Source organism: Chromobacterium sp. W521 (assembly GCF_052805975.1).
In genome coordinates, this window is sequence record NZ_JBRBAF010000007.1 from 135,426 (window position 1) to 151,457 (window position 16,032).

Sequence of the window (16,032 nt, forward strand, 5' to 3'; positions counted from 1 at the left end):
TTGACTCGACTGGATCGTCATGAACCCCATTTATCCTTTATTCGCTTTCGCCATTGGCGTAGTGGTGCCGCTGCAGGCCGCCATCAACAACCAGCTCAAGGGCGTGCTGGGCAACAGCACGCTGCTGGCGGCGCTGGTGTCGTTCTCCGTGGGCAGCCTGTGTCTGGCCGGCCTGGCTGTCGCCACCGGTCAGAAATGGCCGGATCTGGCACAGTTGGGCCGGGTGGAGTGGTGGATGCTGTTGGGCGGCGCGATGGGGGCGATGTTTGTGTTCGGCACCACCTTGCTGGCGCCGCGGCTGGGCGTGGCGGCCATGCTGTCCCTGGTGATCGCCGGCCAGGTGTGTGTGTCGCTGCTGTTCGATCGTTTCGGCTGGCTGGCGATGCCGCTGCGAGAGGTGAATCTGCCTCGGCTGCTGGGGGCGGCGCTCGTGGTGGGCGGAGTGTTGTTGGTTAACTTTGGCGATAAGTGGTTTGGACGCGTTTGAGCGATAGGCGCAGGGCCGCCACGCTAAAAACGGCAGCCAGAGGCTGCCGTTTTTGCTGTCAAACGCGCGGCGTTTATTTGGGCTGAGGTTTGGACATCGGGCCCATGTGGCGGCCCATCTGGCCGTGCCATTGGTCCATCACTTTCTGCTGCTCCGGCGTTAGCTGAGCGTAGAAAGTTTTCAGCGCGTCCAGGCGTTTCTGCATCGCGTCCTGGTGCTGCTTCATCATGTCCAACATGCGTTCCATGCGTTGCGGCGCGGTTTCGCCGGCCTGCGGTTTGGGCGGCATCGCTCGTTCGCCCGGCTTCATCGAGGCGACGAAGGTTTTCCAGGCGCCTTCCTGGCTGGCTTGCAGCTTCAGTTGGTCATGCAGTCCTTGCAGATGGCGGGCGGCCATGGCTTCGCGCTGGGCCGGGTCCATGTGGCGGCCTTTTTCCATCATCGGCATCGGGCTTTGCGACGGAGCGTCGCCGGCGGCCAGCGCGGAGCCGGTGACACCGGTGGCCAGCAGCGCGGCGATCAGCATGGGCTTGAACAGCTTGGTCATGATTGAAGACTCCTATGGAGGTGGATCATGCAAGCAGTATTGAGCATGGGTGTCTGGCAAGTGTTGCGGGTAGGGCGGGGCTTGTTACCGAGTGTTAACCGGGCCGGCCCGCTTAGCAGTTTGCAACAATGCGCGGGGCTCGCCGCGCCACGGCTCACGAATCGTCGCAGATCGTAACGGGTTTTAGTTGTGAGGCTCGTTGCCTTGGCCTGCCTGTAGTTTGCGCATTGGCCCCTGGCCCCGGCCGCCCATCAGCGGCGGGCTGTCCTGGTCCATGATTTTTTGCTGCTCTGGCGTGAGCTGGCCGTAGAAGGATTTGAGCGCTTCCAAACGCTTTTGCAGATTCAGCAGGTGGCGCTGCGCCATCAGCACGCGCTGTTCCATGCGTTCCGGCGCGGTGGACGCGTTTTCGCAGGGCGGCATCGGACCGGGGCGGGTGGCGCTGGCGAAGGCCAGCCACGCGGCTTCCTGGGCTGGTTGGATCTTGAGCTTGTCGTGCAGCGCTTTCTGATGTTGGGCGATGAAAGCGTCGCGCTTGGCCGGGTCTATCTTCCACGGGCGGCCGGCGAAATTGCCCATCGGCGGGCAAGCGGGTTCCGGCGGCGCGGCCAGAGCGGCGCCGGCGGCGAGGCTGGCGAATATAAAGGGTATCTGCGGTTTCATAGGCGGGCCATTCCATTGATGGCTGTGATGCGGGCGGACGACATCGGCAGGATCACTCCATTATTCTGGATGGCGACTGTCAATTAAGTGTGAGTTGGCCGGGGTCAATTGTTACCAAATGTAAAGCCCGCCGGCAAGCGTTTTGCCGATGGGCTTTTTCCCGACCGGGGCGGGGATTTGGACTAGAGTGAATTGCGGCATTCCCTTATCGTCGCCGGAGCGTTTCGCATGAGCCTGCCTGATTCTTCATTTCCTTGGTTCTCCGCGCTGGGCGCCGGGGGTTTGAACGGCGCCTTGGTGGAGTATTGGATCGACGCCTGGCAGCGTTCGGTGCTGTATTGCGACATTCTGCGCCAGCGCGGGGACACCTATCTGGAGCACGCCGCCTCCGGCCATCCGCCGGTGTTGGTTTTCGACTACGACATCATCGTGGATGGCCGTGAACTGGAGCAGCCGGTCAATTACGCGCTGTCGGCGATCCGCCCGCCGGACGGTTGTCCGAAACCTGACCCGGCCAAACGGCCCTTCGTGGTGATAGATCCGCGCGCCGGCCACGGCCCCGGCATCGGCGGCTTCAAGATGGATAGCGAGATCGGCATCGCGCTGCGCCAAGGACATCCTTGTTATTTCGTGATGTTTTTCCCGGTGCCGGAGCCCAAGCAGACGATTGAATGCGTGTGGCGCGCCGAGAAGATCTTCCTGCAAAAGGTGAACCAGCTGCATCCGCACAGCGCCGGCAAACCCTTCGTCATCGGCAATTGCCAGGGCGGCTGGGCGCTGGCGATGCTGGCGGCCACCGCGCCGGAGCTGGTGGGCCCCATCCTGCTGGCCGGCTCGCCGTTGTCTTACTGGGCCGGCGTGGCCGGCAAGAATCCGATGCGTTATTCCGGCGGTTTGTATGGCGGCACCTGGATGGCCTCGCTGGTGGGCGACCTGGGCCACGGCCAGTTCGACGGGGCTCATCTGGTCAGCAATTTCGAACAGCTGGACCCAGCCAACACCTACTGGAAAAAGCCTTACTCTTTGTACGCCAAGGTGGACACCGAGCGTGAGCGTTTCCTGGAGTTCGAGCGCTGGTGGGGCGGCCACTATCTGCTCAACAAGGCCGAGATGGAATGGATTACCCAAAACCTGTTCGTCGGCAACCGGCTGAGCCATGGCGAAGTGACGCTAGAGCAGGGACGGCAGGCGGTGGACTTGCGCAACATCCGCTCGCCCATCGTGGTGTTCGCCTCCTGGGGCGACAACATCACCCCGCCGCAGCAGGCGCTGTTCTGGATCGCGGACCTGTACCACAGCGTGGAGGACATCCGCGTCAATGAGCAGACCATCGTCTATTGCCTGCACGAGCAGGTGGGCCACCTGGGCATTTTCGTGTCCGCCGGCGTGGCCAACAAGGAACACAGCGAGCTGGCCAGCGCGCTGGACTTGATCGATGTGCTGCCGCCCGGCTTGTACGAAGCCATCATCACCGATACCCACCCGGAAATGGCCGGGCTGGAATACTTGCAAGGCCGCTATGTGATCCGCTTCGAGCCGCGCGACATCGACGATATTCTGGCTTTGGGCGACGGCCGCCAGGGCGAGGCCGCCTTCGAAGTGGTGCGCCGGGTGGGAGAGGTCAACCAGCAGCTGTACGATACCTTCGTCTCTCCCTGGCTGCGCTTATACGGCAACGAGCATACCGCGCGCTGGTGGCGCGAAATGCATCCGTCGCGATTGGAGCGACGCTGGTTTTCCAGCCGCAACCCCTGGCTGGCCGGGCTGCGGCAATGGGCGGAGAAGGTACGCGACGAACGGCGGCCGGCGGAGGAGGACAATCCGTTCTGGCAATGGCAGCAAAGCTATGCGCAGTGGATGGAGACGGCGCTGAACGGTTGGCGCGACGGTCGCGACGCCTGGCAGGAGCTGAGCTTCCGAACTTTGTTCGAATCGCCGTGGAGCGCGGCGCTGACCGGTTTGAAACCGCAGCGCGAATACGGAGTGCGCAAGGCGGACGGCAGTTGGGAGCGCAGCGAGATGCTGCGGCTCAAGCGCCAGGAGCTGGAGGCCCATTACGCCGAAGGCGGGCCGGTGGACGGCTTTTTGCGGTTGTTGATCTATGTCGCCATCGGCAACGGCGTGGTGGACGTGAGGCCGTTCAACGCTATTCGCCGGGTGATGCAGGAAACCGCCTTGGGCGAGGATTTGACGCTGGAGCAGTTCAAGCAGGCGGTGCGGCGCCAGACTTGGCTGGTGCGCAACGACGAGAAGCGCGCGCTGGCGACGCTGGAACATTTGTTGCCCACCGAGCAACAGCGCCAGTTCGCGCTGGAGCTGGCGATTCTGCTGCTGCAAGCGGCGGGGCCCATCAGCGGCGAGAAGCAGCAGCGCCTGGGCCGGCTGGCGCTGGCGATGGGCTTGGCCCAGCGGAACAGCTCGCCTCCGGAGGCTCCGGCGCCGGTCAAGCCCGCGCCCAAACGCGCGTCGCGGCAACGCAAGCCCAAGCCGGCCGCGTGAGCACGGCTTTGCGGCGCGGCGGGCGCAAGGTACACTGCGCCCGCCCAAGCCAGAAAACACGACCATGAGCGCACCGCAACCCAAGAATCCCATCCACGGCGTCACGCTGGAACAGATGCTGAACCAGTTGGTCGGCCATTACGGCTGGCCCGAGCTGGGGCGGCGCATCCAGATTCGCTGCTTCAATCATGACCCCAGCGTCAAATCCAGCCTGGCTTTTTTGCGGCGCACTCCGTGGGCGCGTCAGCAGGTGGAAGACTTGTTCGTGGCGCTGAAGACCCGGCTGCAGACGCCGGCTGGTTCCGGAGTGGACTCCCGCCCGCGGTTGTTCGCCAAGAAGTCATCCTGATGGCCATTGCCATTGTCCACGGAAGCAGGCAGCCTTGCGTTAAGGCTTAAGCACCTGTTTACGATCCGCTGCGCGTCGGCATACAGCGTTGAAAATTCCTGCGAAATGCTCATGTACCGCTCGTACATTCCGCTTTCTCAGCGGTTTTCGATTTGTCTCGCTCCTGCTCGCTAGGTTTTGAACAGGCCTTAAAACCTGCCCGTCCGCCGGGCCGGCGGCGATGATGTTCTCACTGTGGAGCGGGAATATGGAATTGGAAATCAGCGTGGAAGCGGAGAAGAAGTACCTGAACAGCCTGGTGGCGCTGACCGTGGTGCTGCTATCGGTGTTCATGGGCCTGGGCAAGCTGAAGGACGACAATATCGTGCAGGCGCGTCAGCTATTGAAGACCGACGCGGTGGACAGTTGGTCCGAATACCAGTCCAAGAAGATCAAGCAGCATCTGGCGGAAAGCAGCCAGCGTCAGGCGCGCTTGCTGGAGTTGACCAATCCTGCGGCGGCGGCGGCCTTGCGGCCGGAGCAGGCGGCGATCCAACGCGACATCGCTCGCTACGCCGCGGAGGCGCAGGCTTTGCAGCTCAAGGCCAAGGCCAAGGAGCAGGGTTTTGAAGAGTTGAACGCTCGCCATGAGCTGTTCGACGTCAGCGACGCCGGCCTGTCCATCGCCGTGGCCTGCGCCGCGGTGGCGGCGCTGGCCGCCAATTTCATTCCTTTGCTGTGCGCCTGGGCTTTTGGCGCGGTGGGCGTGTTTTTCTGGCTGGCGGGTTTTGCCGGCTGGAATATTCATCCGGGCTGGATCGTTTCTCTGTTGGGCTGAGGGGCGCGGGAGCGGCCCTATCGGCGGCAGGGTTGCAACTGTCATCGATTTGGCTCAGGCTGTCCGGGTTTTCCGCATTCCTGCGTTTTGTCCCGAGACATTCTGAACTGGAGAAAAGCGATGAAACTGTATTTTTCCCCCGGCGCCTGCTCGCTGTCCCCGCATATCGTACTGTTCGCCAGCGGCTTGCCGTTCGACACCGAGAAGGTGAATCTCAAGGTCCAGCCGCATCTGACCGCGGGCGGGGTGGACTTCTCCACCATCAATCCGCGCGGCTATGTGCCGGCCTTGCAGCTGGATAACGGCGAGCTGTTGACCGAGGGCGTGGCCATTGTGCAATACCTGGCGGATCAGGCGCCGGCCAAGCAGCTGGCGCCGGCCAACGGCACGTTGGAGCGCTACCGGCTGCAAGAATGGCTGAACTATATCGCCACCGAGGTGCACAAGGGCTTCTCGCCGCTGTTCTATCCCAATAGCGACGAAGTCAAGCAGCAGACTTGGGACAAGCTGACCCGTCGGCTGGCGCTGGCGGAAGAGCAACTGGCGAAAACGCCCTATCTGCTGGGCGAGCGTTTCAGCGTGGCCGACGCCTATCTGTTCACCTGCCTGAACTGGGCGCAGTTCGTACAGCGTTCGCTGGGCGATTTCCCGGCGTTGATCGACTTCCAGAAACGCGTGGCGGCCTTGCCCTTCGTGCAACAAGCGCTGAAGGCGGAAGGCTTGCTGGAATAATTCCACTGGAACGGGAATACGTTCTCCGTTCCAGACAAGATCATGCCCGGCTCCGGCCGGGCATTTTTCATGGCGAGTGGATTTATACTGCCTCGGCCTGCAGGTGCCGCAGATAAGCATCCGCGCTGGCCTCGATCTCGGCGTCGCTCAGATCGTGCTCGGCGCCGTGCAACGCGAAGCCGGGCAGCCATTCGGCGCGGATGTAGCGGCAGGTCAGTTCGAACGGCCGCAACACTTCCTCCATCCGGTACAGATAACGGCCGTCCGCCGCGAAGTCCCGCTCGCGTATGCCGGTGGACACCGCCACGCTGATGCGCTTGTCCCGCATGCGCCAATCTTCCGGCCGCGCGCCGATGGCGAAGCCCTCGTCCAGCACCTGGTCCTGCCAGGTTTTCAACAGCGGCGGCGAGCTGAACCAGTACAGCGGAAACTGCAAGACGATGCGTTGGTGGCTGCTCAGCAGCGCCTGTTCGCGCGCCACGTCGATCTTCCCGTCCGGATAAGCCTGGTATAGCGCATGCACGGTGTAGTGTTCCGGATGCCGGCGCAGCGCGGCCATCCAGCGGCGGTTGATTCGGGATTGCTCAAGATCGGGATGGGCAACGATGATCAGGGTTTTCATGGCGCTTCCTGTAAAATGGGAACGGCCATGCTATCAATGGATCAAGTTGTTGATAAGTATGTACTTTTTTGTTTCATAAGCACCAAAAGGTAACTGTGTCCGCATGAGCGAACTGAATTTTCCCATCGATGCCACCGTGCGGCTGGTGGGCGGCAAATGGAAGTGCGCGATACTGTGCCACTTGTCCGAAGACAGCCGGCGCACCGGCGAACTGCGCCGTTTGCTGGGCGGAGTGTCGCAGAAGGTGCTGACCGAGCAGCTGCGCGAACTGGAGCGCGACGGCCTGATCGCGCGCACGGTTTACGCGGAAGTGCCGCCGCGGGTGGAATACCGCTTGACCGAGCTGGGCGACACGCTGCGGCCAGTGATAGACGCGATGTGCGCCTGGGGCGCTTTCTACCTGGAGCGGCCGGCGGCGGGCGTATAATGCGGGCGCGATAAAACCAGAAAAGGGCTGTCCCGTGAAACTTGCGCCTCTCCTCGTCACCTCCCTGCTGGCCGCGACGGCCGTCAACGTTTGGGCCGCTCCGCTGAAGCTGCGGGTGCTGGAAACCTCCGACGTGCACATGAACCTGCTGGATTACGACTACTACCAGGACAAGCCGACGCAGGACTTCGGCCTGGCGCGCGCCGCGACATTGATCCGCGCGGCGCGGCAAGAGGCGCCCAACAGCCTGCTGATAGACAACGGCGATCTGCTGCAGGGCAATCCGTTGGGAGACTTGGTGGCCAAGATCCAGCCGCTGCGCGCCGGAGAGGTTCATCCCGCCTATAAGGTGCTCAACTGGCTGCGCTACGACGCCGGCAATATCGGCAATCACGAATTCAATTACGGTTTGCCCTTTCTGGGTCAGGCGCTGAAGACGGCGGCCTTCCCCTACGTTAACGCGAATGTGGTGGACGCCAAGACCGGCCAGCCGTATTTCCAGCCCTATGTGTTGCTCAAGCGGGAGTTCAAGGACGAGGACGGCCAGCCGCAGACGCTGAACATCGGGGTGATCGGCTTTGTACCGCCGCAGATCATGCAGTGGGACAAGGCCAATTTGCAGGGCAAGGTGGACGTGCGGGACATCGTCGACACCGCGCGCCGCTATCTGCCTGAACTCAAGCGCAAGGGCGCCGACATCGTGATCGCGGTGCCGCATTCCGGTTTTGAAAAAGGCGAGAGCGCGCGCTTTGCCGAGAACTCGGTGGCTGGTCTGGCCGAGGTGGCCGGCATCGACGCCATTCTGTTTGGCCACGCCCACGCGGAGTTCCCGTCCGCCGCCTTCGCCGGCTACCCCAAGGTGGACCTGGCCGCCGGCACCATCAACGGCGTGCCGGCGGTGATGCCGGGACGTTGGGGCGACCATATCGGCGTGGTGGATCTGGTGCTGGAGCGTGGCGACGCCGGCTGGAAGGTGAGCGGCAAGCAGGCCGCCCTGCGGGCCATCTACGACAAGAAAGCCAAGCGGCCGCTGGCGGCCGCCGAGCCCAAGGTGGCCGAGTTGATCGCCGCCGAACACCGCCGGACGCTGGACTATGTGCGCGGCAAAGTGGCGGAAACCCGCGCGCCGATTTACAGCTACTTCGCCCAGGCGGCGGACGACCCGTCGGTGCAGATCGTGGCCGAAGCTCAGGCCTGGTATGTGAAGAACGCGGTCAAGGGCACCGAGTACGAAGGTTTGCCGGTGTTGTCCGCGGCCGCGCCGTTCAAGGCCGGCGGCCGTCAGGGCTGGAATTACTACACCGATATCCCGGCCGGCCCGCTGGCGATCCGCAATCTGGCCGATCTCTACATCTACCCCAACACGCTGAAGGCGGTGAAGGTCAGCGGCCGCGAAGTGCGCGAATGGCTGGAAATGTCGGCGGGGCAGTTTCTGCGGATCGATCCCAAGGGCCCCAAGACCCAGCCGCTGTTGAATCCGGAATTCCGCTCCTACAACTTCGACAGCATCGCCGGTGTCAGCTATGAGATCGACGTCAGCCAGCCGGCGCGCTACGACGCCGACGGCAAGCTGGTTGCGCCGAACAGCCGCCGCATCGTCAAGCTGAGCTATCAGGGCAAACCGATAGACGAGGACGCCAGCTTTTTGGTGGCCACCAACAATTACCGCGCCTCCGGGGGCGGCCATTTCCCCGGTATAGACGCCAGCCGCGTGGTGGTGGATTCGCCGGACGAAAACCGCGCGGCGGTGGCGGCTTATCTGGCCGAGCGAAAAGTGGTGGACCCGGCGGCCAAACCTGCCTGGCGCATTCAGCCCGTGGCCGGCGTCGCGATGCGCTTTGACACCGGCGCAGGCGCGCTGCGTTATCTGGCGCGCCAGCCGCAGTTCCGCCTGGCCGCGGAGCATGGCGATGGTTCGGTTAGTCTGGAATTGGTGGAATAAGAGAAAGGATCAAGAACCTGTTCCTAGTCTGCTGCGTTTCGTGAGCCGCGACGCGGCGAGCACGGTTTCGAAATGCTCACCGTATGCGCACTTCGCTGTCTCAGCCGTTTTCGCCCGGTCTCGCCTTGGCTCGCGAGACTTTGAACAGGCTCTAAGCCTGTTCCCGAGTCGTGCCGTTGGCAATATCGGGAATGGGCGATACCGTCAGTTCCCCGCGTCGATGCAGCTGGCTGCGGACCTCGGCCGGCTGCAGCGCCTCCCGCAGCCGCGCCAGCGCGGCGTCGATACGGGCTTGACCGCACATGAACAGGTCCAGCGCGGCGTAGCCGTGTTCCGGCCAGGTGTGGATGCTGAGGTGGGACTCCATCAGCAACAGGATGCCGGTGACGCCCTGAGCCTCGCCGAAGTGGTGGACGTGGCCGGCCAGCACGGTGGCGCCGGCGGCCTGCGCCGCCTGGCGCAGCGCGTGCTCCACCTGGGCCGGGTCGCTGAGGCGCTGCGGCGGACAGCCGTGAAAATCCGCCAGCAGGTGCCGGCCAATCGCCGCTTTCATTTATGGCCGCCGCCGCCGCTGCCCCAGCCGGAGGAGCCGCCGCCGCCGCTACCGCTGCTCCAGCTGCGCGAGCCGGTGCCGCGGTTAGTGTTGTCCATATTGGAGAAATTGATCATGGTGGTGATTGCGATCACCAGCAGGCAAAAGGCTTTATAGAGTCCTGGCGACATCGGCTTTCATTCCTTCTGCTTGAGCGGGATCGCCAGCACGCAGCAGGCGAAGAAGCAGATCAGCAGTCCATCGCCGATATCCTGGCTCAGCAAGGCCAGCGGCAGGTTGATCAATAACAGCACCAGGCCGAACTTGACGGCGATGGCCTTCAAGTCTTCGCCCTCGCCCTCCGTGGCGGAGAATCCCGATTCTATCGGCGTCGCGCTGCCAAACCAGCGGCCCACCTCGACCGAGGTGGCCAGGCTGCTGCAGCTCCAGGTCAGCTCTTGCGCCGACAGCTCGCGCGACAAGCGCTTTTGGCCGCCGGAGATCTGGTATTCGCTGAGCTCAACCTTGTCGCCCAGCTTGGCGCGCCAGGGAAAGGCGCCGGCGGCGTAGACGATGCGGGCCGCGTAGTCGGGATAAGCGCGCTGATAGGCTTTGTTGCCCAGCATCGCGTAATCGGCGCGCAGGCTGTCCACCCACACATCCATCAACTCGCCGATAAACCAGCCGTCGCCGCTCTCCACCAGCCAGCGGAAGCCCTTGTCCACGTTGTAGAGCAGGTATTCGCACCAGCGGCTGTCCGGGTCTTCCTCCTCCGCCCACACCAGCGCGCCGGTCAGCGTCCATGGCAGCTTGTCTATGGTGGCGGTTTTGCCCAGTTCCAGCGTCAGCGGCGTGTCCAACTGCTGTTGTGCGGCGCCCAGCGCCAATGCGCGGTCGCCGCTGGCGTCCACCTGGGTGTGGCAGTGGCCGCACACCAGTTGGGTGGCGGTGCCGGCGCGGTAGCTCAGCGGCGCGGCGCAGGAGGGGCATTCCAGCGAGGCGACGCTGCCTTTCAGCTTGCCGGTGGCTTCTTCTATCATCCGCGTGTCGCGCAGCCGCTCCATGTGCAGCTGCGGCAGCGTAACGGCGTTGCCAAGGAAAAGCTGAGGCTTTTGCGGGTCGTCGGAGTAGTCCAGCGTCAGGAATTGCGCCTGGCGGCGCGCGTCCACCACCTTGGCTTGCCAGCCGGCGCCCACCTGGAACGGCAGTTCGCCTTCGCCGGCGGTGCATTCGGCGGTGCGCACATCGGAAATCACGAAGTCGGCGTCGCCGTGGCGGAAGACGGCGCCGGGACGCTGGCTATCGAAGCCGCCGGCTTCCTGTGTCGCGCCGCCGGCCAGCGTCAGCGTGTATTGGCCGACGCTTTCCGACAGCCAGCCGTCGCCGCCGTCGTCGAACAGCAAATACCATTCGTTCCACAGGCCGGCGTCGTAGCGCAGCTGGATGCGGCCGACGACGTTGAAGCCGCGGCCCAAGTACTGGCCGCAGCTGGTGATTTGCAGTGGCGAATAATCATTGAGCAGCGCCGCCATCTTGCCGATGTCGCGCACGCTGTCCGCGTCGCGGAGCAGCGTGCTTTGGCAGTAAGCGCACACCGCCATGGCGGAGGCTTCGGACTTGAACTCGACATCGGCGCCGCAGGAGGGGCAGGCAATACGGTACATGCGCTAGCTTAACCCACCAGTTTTTTCAGCACGTCGGCCTTGGCCGCGTCGTAATCCGCCTGTGTAATCAGGCCCTGGTCCAGCAGGCCCTTGAGCTGAGCCAGCTTGGCTTGCGGATTGTCCGCCGCCGGTGCGGCGGCCGGAGTCTGCGGTGCGGCGGCCTGGGCTGTCTGCGCGGCGGGCGCGGCCTCCGGCTGCACAACTTGTTGCATGGCCTGACCCATCAACTGGCCGACGCCTACGCCGGCCGCCAGCCCGGCGCCAAGGCCGGCGATGCCGCCCTCGTTCTGCGCCGCTAGCGGAATGCTTTCCGCCGCCTGGTAACGGGTGTACTGATTGAGGTCGCCGGCCATGCCCATGGCAATGCGCTTGTCTATGGCTTTTTGCAGCTCTTCCGGCAAGGAGATGTTTTCCACCGCGAAGCTGTCTAGCGCCAGGCCCAGGCGCTGGAAGGCCGGGACCAGCGCCTCGCGGATCTTGTCCGCCATCAGGCCCTGATTGCCGGCCATGTCGAGGAAGGGCACGCCGCTGCCGCCCAGCACGCTGCTCATGGTGGCCACCACCTGATTGCGCAGCTGCAGCTCCAGGTCATCGCGGGTGTAGCTGTCGCGGGTGCCGCTGACCTCGGTGAAGAACAGGCGCGGATCCGCGACGCGGTAGGAATAAACGCCGAAGGCGCGCAGCCGAACCATGCCGAAGTCCTGATCGCGTATGGTCACCGGCTGGGCGGTGCCCCATTTGCGGCCCAGTTGCAGCCGGGTGCTGAAGAAGTGCACGTCGGATTTGAAGGGGGATTCGAACAGCTTGTCCCAGTTCTTCAGATACGTCAGCACCGGCAGGGTCTGGGTGGTCAGCTTGTACATGCCGGGTTCGAACACGTCGGCGATCTTGCCTTCGTTGATGAACACCGCCGCCTGCGACTCGCGCACCGTCAGGCTGCCGCCGTACTGAATCTCGTTGTCCTGCATCGGATAACGCCAGGCCAGCACGCCGTCTTCCTGCTCCTGCCATTCCAGAATGTCGATGAACTGCTTCTTGATGAAAGACATCAGGCTCATAGTGTTTGCTCCAGTTGAAGAGGCGCGGCCGGGTTCAGGACAGGCTGCCGGCGTTGATCAGGCCCACGGCGAGGTGGATGGAACCGGCCAGGATGCCCATCGCCAGATTGTTGTCTATCAGCGCGCGGCTCAGATCTTTCAGGCAGCGCGCCACCACCATGTGGACGACGATCTGCACCAGCATGGCCAGCAGCGCCCACAGCATGAAGCTGTTCCAGTTGTTCAGGTGCCAGGCGCTGGAGGCCAGCGTCAGCGAAAAACCCAGCAGCGCGCCGGCGAAGGAGACGGCGGCGGCGTGGCCGTTGTCGCGGATCAGCTTCAATTCGTCTATCGGCGTGATCCAGCAATAGAGCACCGCGAATAGCGCCAACAGCGCGAGGCCGCTGCCCATATAGGTCAGGTAGGCGAGCAGGGCGGGCAGGAAGGCGGCAATCATGGTCAGGCGTCCTTTGTCGATGCGGAGTGCGGGCGGCGGTTGGCCGCGCGCTGGGGCATAATGGCGGCTATTTTACCCACAATGACAATCCAATGCGAAATCGCTTGCTGATAGTATCAGTGTTTATCGTGGCCTCCTGCGGCTTGGCCTACGAGCTGATCACCGGCGCGCTGGCCAGTTACTTGCTGGGCGACTCGGTGTTGCAGTTCTCTTCCATCATAGGTTGTTACCTGTTCGCCATGGGCGTGGGCTCCCACTTGTCCAAGTATGTGAAGGACGAGCGGGTGCTGGATGCCTTCATTGAAATCGAACTGTTGGTCGGCCTGATCGGCGGCATGTCCGCCGCCGTGTTGTTCTTGGTGTTCGCCTGGGCCGGCGAACCGTTCCGGCTGGTGCTTTACGGCCTGGTCTTCGTGATCGGGGTGCTGGTGGGCATGGAGATCCCGCTGGTGATGCGGGCGATGAACCAGCGCCAGGCGAGCTTTTCCGAACTGGTCAGCCAGGTCTTGACCTTCGACTACCTGGGCGCGCTGGCGGTATCGCTGCTGTTTCCGCTGGTGCTGGCGCCCAAGCTGGGCCTGTCGCGCAGCGCACTGTTGTTTGGCTTGCTCAACGCCGGCGTGGCGCTGTGGGCCTGTCGCGCTTTCCGCCATGAATTGCGTCAGCCCGGCCTGCAGCTGGCGCGCAGCGGCGTGGTCTTGCTGCTGCTGGCCGGCGGCTTCCTGGCCTCCGATCACCTGACGCGCTGGAGCGAGAAAGCCGTGTACGGAGATGAGATCATCCACGCCGAGACCACGCCCTACCAGCGCTTAGTGATCACCAAGTGGAAGAGCGATTTGCGGCTTTACATCAACGGCAATCTGCAATTCTCCAGCCGCGACGAACACCGCTACCACGAGGCGCTGGTGCATCCGGTGCTGGCCAAGCTGTCATGGGCGCGCAATGTGCTGGTGCTGGGCGGCGGCGATGGCCTGGCGGTGCGCGAGATGCTGAAATACCGCAATATCCAGCGCATCACTCTGGTGGACCTGGACCCGGCGATGACCCGGCTGTTCAGCCGTTCCGAACCGCTGCGCGCGCTGAACCAGGGGTCCTTGACCGATCCACGCGTCACCGTGGTCAACGACGACGCCGCGCGCTGGCTGGAGCAGGACCACGGCAGCTTCGACGCCGTCATCGTCGATTTCCCCGATCCGTCCAATTTCGCGCTGGGCAAACTGTATTCGGTGCCGCTGTACCGGCTGCTGGCGCGCCACCTGGCGGAAAACGGCCTGGCGGTGGTGCAGTCCACCTCGCCGATGCACGCCCCGCGTTCGTTCTGGAGCGTGGACGCCACCTTGCGCGCCGCCGGCCTGCATACCACGCCTTACCACGCCTACGTGCCTTCCTTCGGCGAATGGGGCTTCATTATCGCCGCCAAGAAGCCGGGCTATACCCCGCCGGAGCGCTACTCGGTGCCGCTGCGCTTTCTGGACAAGGAGGCCACGCGCCAGATGTTCTTCTTCCCGCCCGACATGCCGCGCTGGAAAGTCTTGCCCAATGAACTGAACAATCAGCAATTGGTGCACTACTTCGAGCAGGACTGGTCGCAGGTGCTGCGCTGATGCGGCGGCGCGAGGTCTTGCGGCTGGCGGCGGCGCTGGCCGGCCTGCCCCTGTTGTCCGGTTGCGAGCGCGTATTGCGGCTGGGCGTCCCCTTGCGCTTGAACCGGCCGGGCATGGCCGCCGGCCACCGGTTGCGCGGCGGCATGACGCCGCCGCCGCCCCGCGACGAGCGCCGCTGCCGCGTTGCCATCGTCGGCAGCGGCGTGGCCGGCCTGTTCGCCGCCTGGCGGCTGCGCAAGGAGGGCTTCGACGATGTGGTGCTGCTGGACGGACCGGAGCCGGACGGCAATGCCGCCGCCGGCGCCTTCGGCGGCTATCGCTACCCAACCGGCGCCCACTATTTGCCGTTGCCCTCGATGGAGTCGCGCCATGTGCGCGAGCTGCTGGCAGAGATGGGGGTGATCGAGTCCGATCCCTTCGGCGCGCGGCCGCGTTTCGACGAACGCGTGACCGTGCACGCGCCGGACGAGCGGCTGTGGGTGAACGGCCACTGGCAGGAAGGCCTGCTGCCGCGGCTGGGCATGGGCGCGGACGAACTGGCGCAGCAGCGGCGTTTTCTCGCCCAAACCGCCGCCTGGCGCGAACAGCGCGGCCGCGACGGCCGCCGCGTGTTCTGCGTGCCGGTGGCTTTGTCCTCGCAAGACCCGGCCTGGACCGCGCTGGACCGGCTGAGCTTCGCGGACTGGCTGCGCGCCAACGGCTACACCGCGCCGGGCCTGCTCTGGTATCTGGATTACTGCTGCCGCGACGATTACGGCAGCGCGCTGGCCGCCACCTCGGCCTGGGCCGGTCTGCATTATTTCTGCAGCCGCGGCGGGCTGGGGGCCAATGCCGAAGAAGGTGCGGTGCTGACCTGGCCGGACGGACTGAATCCGCTGATACGCCATCTGCGCGCCCGCATCGGCGCTGAGCGGCAATGGCCGGGCGTGGCTTGGCGGACGGCGCCGGCGGGGGCCGGCATGGCGGTGGATTATCTGGACGCGGCCGGTGACGGCCGGCGCCTGCTGGCCGAGCGGGTCATCCTGGCGACGCCCTTGCATGTCAGCCTGCACCTGAGCGGTCAATTGCCGGAGTTGGGCTGCGAGCGCCGCCACCTGCCGCCGCGCGCGCCGTGGCTGATAAGCAATTTCCTGATCGACCGTTTCCCGGCGGAGCCGGCCGCCGCGCCGCTGGCCTGGGACAATGTGGTGTACGGCAGCCGCGGGCTGGGCTATGTGGTATCCACCCACCAGCTGATCCGCGCCGCCAAGCCGGAGCGCAGCGTGTTCACCAGCTACCACGCCTTCGCCGACCTGGCGCCGGCGGATGCGCGTAAAATGCTGGAAGCCGCCAGCGCCGAAGACCTGTTCGCCACCGCCGCCGCCGATCTACAGACCGTCTATGGCTGGCGTTTCCGTCAGTCGCTGCTGCAGGTGGAGCTGACCGCTCGAGGTCATGCGATGGCCAGCCCGGCGCCGGGTTTTTTGTCCAACCCTGGCTTGCAAGCCTTGCGCGCGGCCGACGGCCCGTTGCTGTTCGCCCATTCCGATCTCAGCGGCCTGTCGCTGTTCGAAGAAGCCGCGTGGTGGGGGGAGCAGGCGGCCTTGAAGGTGCTTGGCGCATGAGAGCCTGTTCAACGCAGCTGCGCTTCGTGAGACGTGATACGGCGGGAAC

Annotated in this window: 17 protein-coding genes; 9 read left to right on the forward strand and 8 right to left on the reverse strand. The window is 64.3% G+C overall.

The features are described 5' to 3' along the window. Nucleotides 1-19 precede the first annotated feature (19 nt). Nucleotides 20-487: a DMT family transporter gene (locus ACUXV1_RS12625; protein WP_446015545.1), complete on the forward strand. Its 468-nt coding sequence runs from the start codon at nucleotides 20-22 to the stop codon at nucleotides 485-487. A gap of 73 nt (nucleotides 488-560) precedes the next feature. Here the strand turns inward: ACUXV1_RS12625 and ACUXV1_RS12630 are convergent, their stop codons facing one another. Further along, complete coding sequence (locus ACUXV1_RS12630) at nucleotides 561-1,034, reverse strand: Spy/CpxP family protein refolding chaperone (protein ID WP_446015546.1); 474 nt, start codon at nucleotides 1,032-1,034, stop codon at nucleotides 561-563. Between the two features lie 183 nt (nucleotides 1,035-1,217). Next, nucleotides 1,218-1,697, reverse strand: a complete 480-nt coding sequence (locus tag ACUXV1_RS12635) for a Spy/CpxP family protein refolding chaperone (RefSeq protein WP_052370753.1) — start codon at nucleotides 1,695-1,697, stop codon at nucleotides 1,218-1,220. Between the two features lie 228 nt (nucleotides 1,698-1,925). Here ACUXV1_RS12635 and ACUXV1_RS12640 point away from each other — a divergent pair, with 228 nt between their 5' ends. The 4 genes from ACUXV1_RS12640 (at nucleotide 1,926) to gstA (ending at nucleotide 6,094) form a co-directional block, all read left to right on the forward strand. Beyond that, nucleotides 1,926-4,196, forward strand: coding sequence for a DUF3141 domain-containing protein (locus tag ACUXV1_RS12640; RefSeq protein WP_446015547.1), 2,271 nt, complete (start codon nucleotides 1,926-1,928; stop codon nucleotides 4,194-4,196). A 64-nt stretch (nucleotides 4,197-4,260) separates the two neighbouring features. Next, nucleotides 4,261-4,545 (forward strand): VF530 family protein, encoded by a 285-nt coding sequence (locus tag ACUXV1_RS12645; RefSeq protein ID WP_446015548.1) that lies wholly within the window; start codon nucleotides 4,261-4,263, stop codon nucleotides 4,543-4,545. Between the two features lie 247 nt (nucleotides 4,546-4,792). Further along, on the forward strand, nucleotides 4,793-5,362 hold the full coding sequence (locus ACUXV1_RS12650) for a DUF4337 domain-containing protein (protein ID WP_446015549.1): 570 nt from the start codon (nucleotides 4,793-4,795) through the stop codon (nucleotides 5,360-5,362). 120 nt (nucleotides 5,363-5,482) lie between these two features. Next, nucleotides 5,483-6,094, forward strand: coding sequence for a glutathione transferase GstA (gstA, locus tag ACUXV1_RS12655; protein ID WP_043640429.1), 612 nt, complete (start codon nucleotides 5,483-5,485; stop codon nucleotides 6,092-6,094). 82 nt (nucleotides 6,095-6,176) lie between these two features. Here gstA and ACUXV1_RS12660 read toward each other — a convergent pair whose 3' ends face one another. Next, entirely contained in the window at nucleotides 6,177-6,716 is a 540-nt protein-coding gene (locus tag ACUXV1_RS12660; RefSeq protein ID WP_043640426.1) for an NAD(P)H-dependent oxidoreductase, read from the reverse strand. 103 nt (nucleotides 6,717-6,819) lie between these two features. Between ACUXV1_RS12660 and ACUXV1_RS12665 the strand changes: the two genes are divergently transcribed. After that, nucleotides 6,820-7,143 carry a winged helix-turn-helix transcriptional regulator gene (locus tag ACUXV1_RS12665; RefSeq protein WP_043640423.1) on the forward strand — a complete coding sequence of 108 codons (324 nt, stop codon included), beginning with the start codon at nucleotides 6,820-6,822 and terminating at the stop codon, nucleotides 7,141-7,143. A 34-nt stretch (nucleotides 7,144-7,177) separates the two neighbouring features. Beyond that, the gene (locus ACUXV1_RS12670) at nucleotides 7,178-9,085 is read left to right on the forward strand and encodes a bifunctional 2',3'-cyclic-nucleotide 2'-phosphodiesterase/3'-nucleotidase (protein ID WP_446015550.1); all 1,908 of its coding nucleotides are present in this window, start codon (nucleotides 7,178-7,180) and stop codon (nucleotides 9,083-9,085) included. 151 nt (nucleotides 9,086-9,236) lie between these two features. On the opposite strand, the gene speD is transcribed toward ACUXV1_RS12670, so the two are convergent. From speD to ACUXV1_RS12695, 5 genes are read right to left on the reverse strand one after another with little or no spacing between them, the layout of a single operon-like run. Continuing rightward, nucleotides 9,237-9,638: an adenosylmethionine decarboxylase gene (speD, locus tag ACUXV1_RS12675; protein WP_043640418.1), complete on the reverse strand. Its 402-nt coding sequence runs from the start codon at nucleotides 9,636-9,638 to the stop codon at nucleotides 9,237-9,239. After that, nucleotides 9,635-9,808 carry a hypothetical protein gene (locus ACUXV1_RS12680; RefSeq protein WP_156039022.1) on the reverse strand — a complete coding sequence of 58 codons (174 nt, stop codon included), beginning with the start codon at nucleotides 9,806-9,808 and terminating at the stop codon, nucleotides 9,635-9,637. The genes speD and ACUXV1_RS12680 overlap by 4 nt, the downstream gene beginning before the upstream one ends. Before the next feature lie 6 nt (nucleotides 9,809-9,814). Beyond that, nucleotides 9,815-11,281, reverse strand: coding sequence for a DUF4178 domain-containing protein (locus ACUXV1_RS12685; protein WP_114152035.1), 1,467 nt, complete (start codon nucleotides 11,279-11,281; stop codon nucleotides 9,815-9,817). Nucleotides 11,282-11,289: 8 nt separating this feature from the next. Then, nucleotides 11,290-12,333 (reverse strand): SPFH domain-containing protein, encoded by a 1,044-nt coding sequence (locus tag ACUXV1_RS12690; RefSeq protein WP_205208272.1) that lies wholly within the window; start codon nucleotides 12,331-12,333, stop codon nucleotides 11,290-11,292. A 40-nt stretch (nucleotides 12,334-12,373) separates the two neighbouring features. Further along, entirely contained in the window at nucleotides 12,374-12,775 is a 402-nt protein-coding gene (locus ACUXV1_RS12695; RefSeq protein ID WP_043640409.1) for a DUF350 domain-containing protein, read from the reverse strand. A gap of 92 nt (nucleotides 12,776-12,867) precedes the next feature. Between ACUXV1_RS12695 and ACUXV1_RS12700 the strand changes: the two genes are divergently transcribed. Continuing rightward, nucleotides 12,868-14,379 (forward strand): polyamine aminopropyltransferase, encoded by a 1,512-nt coding sequence (locus ACUXV1_RS12700; protein ID WP_446015551.1) that lies wholly within the window; start codon nucleotides 12,868-12,870, stop codon nucleotides 14,377-14,379. Then, nucleotides 14,379-15,983, forward strand: a complete 1,605-nt coding sequence (locus ACUXV1_RS12705) for an FAD-dependent oxidoreductase (protein WP_446015552.1) — start codon at nucleotides 14,379-14,381, stop codon at nucleotides 15,981-15,983. Before ACUXV1_RS12700 ends, ACUXV1_RS12705 begins: the two co-directional genes overlap by 1 nt. Nucleotides 15,984-16,032: the final 49 nt, after the last annotated feature.

What these genes read in the sequence shown, in the direction of transcription:
- ACUXV1_RS12625 (WP_446015545.1), top strand. Translation starts at nt 20, where the DNA reads ATGAACCCCATTTATCCTTTATTCGCTTTCGCCATTGGCGTAGTGGTG.
- ACUXV1_RS12640 (WP_446015547.1), top strand. Translation starts at nt 1,926, where the DNA reads ATGAGCCTGCCTGATTCTTCATTTCCTTGGTTCTCCGCGCTGGGCGCC.
- ACUXV1_RS12645 (WP_446015548.1), top strand. Translation starts at nt 4,261, where the DNA reads ATGAGCGCACCGCAACCCAAGAATCCCATCCACGGCGTCACGCTGGAA.
- ACUXV1_RS12685 (WP_114152035.1), bottom strand. Translation starts at nt 11,281, where the DNA reads ATGTACCGTATTGCCTGCCCCTCCTGCGGCGCCGATGTCGAGTTCAAG.
- ACUXV1_RS12665 (WP_043640423.1), top strand. Translation starts at nt 6,820, where the DNA reads ATGAGCGAACTGAATTTTCCCATCGATGCCACCGTGCGGCTGGTGGGC.
- ACUXV1_RS12630 (WP_446015546.1), bottom strand. Translation starts at nt 1,034, where the DNA reads ATGACCAAGCTGTTCAAGCCCATGCTGATCGCCGCGCTGCTGGCCACC.
- ACUXV1_RS12695 (WP_043640409.1), bottom strand. Translation starts at nt 12,775, where the DNA reads ATGATTGCCGCCTTCCTGCCCGCCCTGCTCGCCTACCTGACCTATATG.
- ACUXV1_RS12705 (WP_446015552.1), top strand. Translation starts at nt 14,379, where the DNA reads ATGCGGCGGCGCGAGGTCTTGCGGCTGGCGGCGGCGCTGGCCGGCCTG.
- ACUXV1_RS12635 (WP_052370753.1), bottom strand. Translation starts at nt 1,697, where the DNA reads ATGAAACCGCAGATACCCTTTATATTCGCCAGCCTCGCCGCCGGCGCC.
- ACUXV1_RS12660 (WP_043640426.1), bottom strand. Translation starts at nt 6,716, where the DNA reads ATGAAAACCCTGATCATCGTTGCCCATCCCGATCTTGAGCAATCCCGA.
- ACUXV1_RS12680 (WP_156039022.1), bottom strand. Translation starts at nt 9,808, where the DNA reads ATGTCGCCAGGACTCTATAAAGCCTTTTGCCTGCTGGTGATCGCAATC.
- gstA (WP_043640429.1), top strand. Translation starts at nt 5,483, where the DNA reads ATGAAACTGTATTTTTCCCCCGGCGCCTGCTCGCTGTCCCCGCATATC.
- ACUXV1_RS12650 (WP_446015549.1), top strand. Translation starts at nt 4,793, where the DNA reads ATGGAATTGGAAATCAGCGTGGAAGCGGAGAAGAAGTACCTGAACAGC.
- ACUXV1_RS12700 (WP_446015551.1), top strand. Translation starts at nt 12,868, where the DNA reads ATGCGAAATCGCTTGCTGATAGTATCAGTGTTTATCGTGGCCTCCTGC.
- speD (WP_043640418.1), bottom strand. Translation starts at nt 9,638, where the DNA reads ATGAAAGCGGCGATTGGCCGGCACCTGCTGGCGGATTTTCACGGCTGT.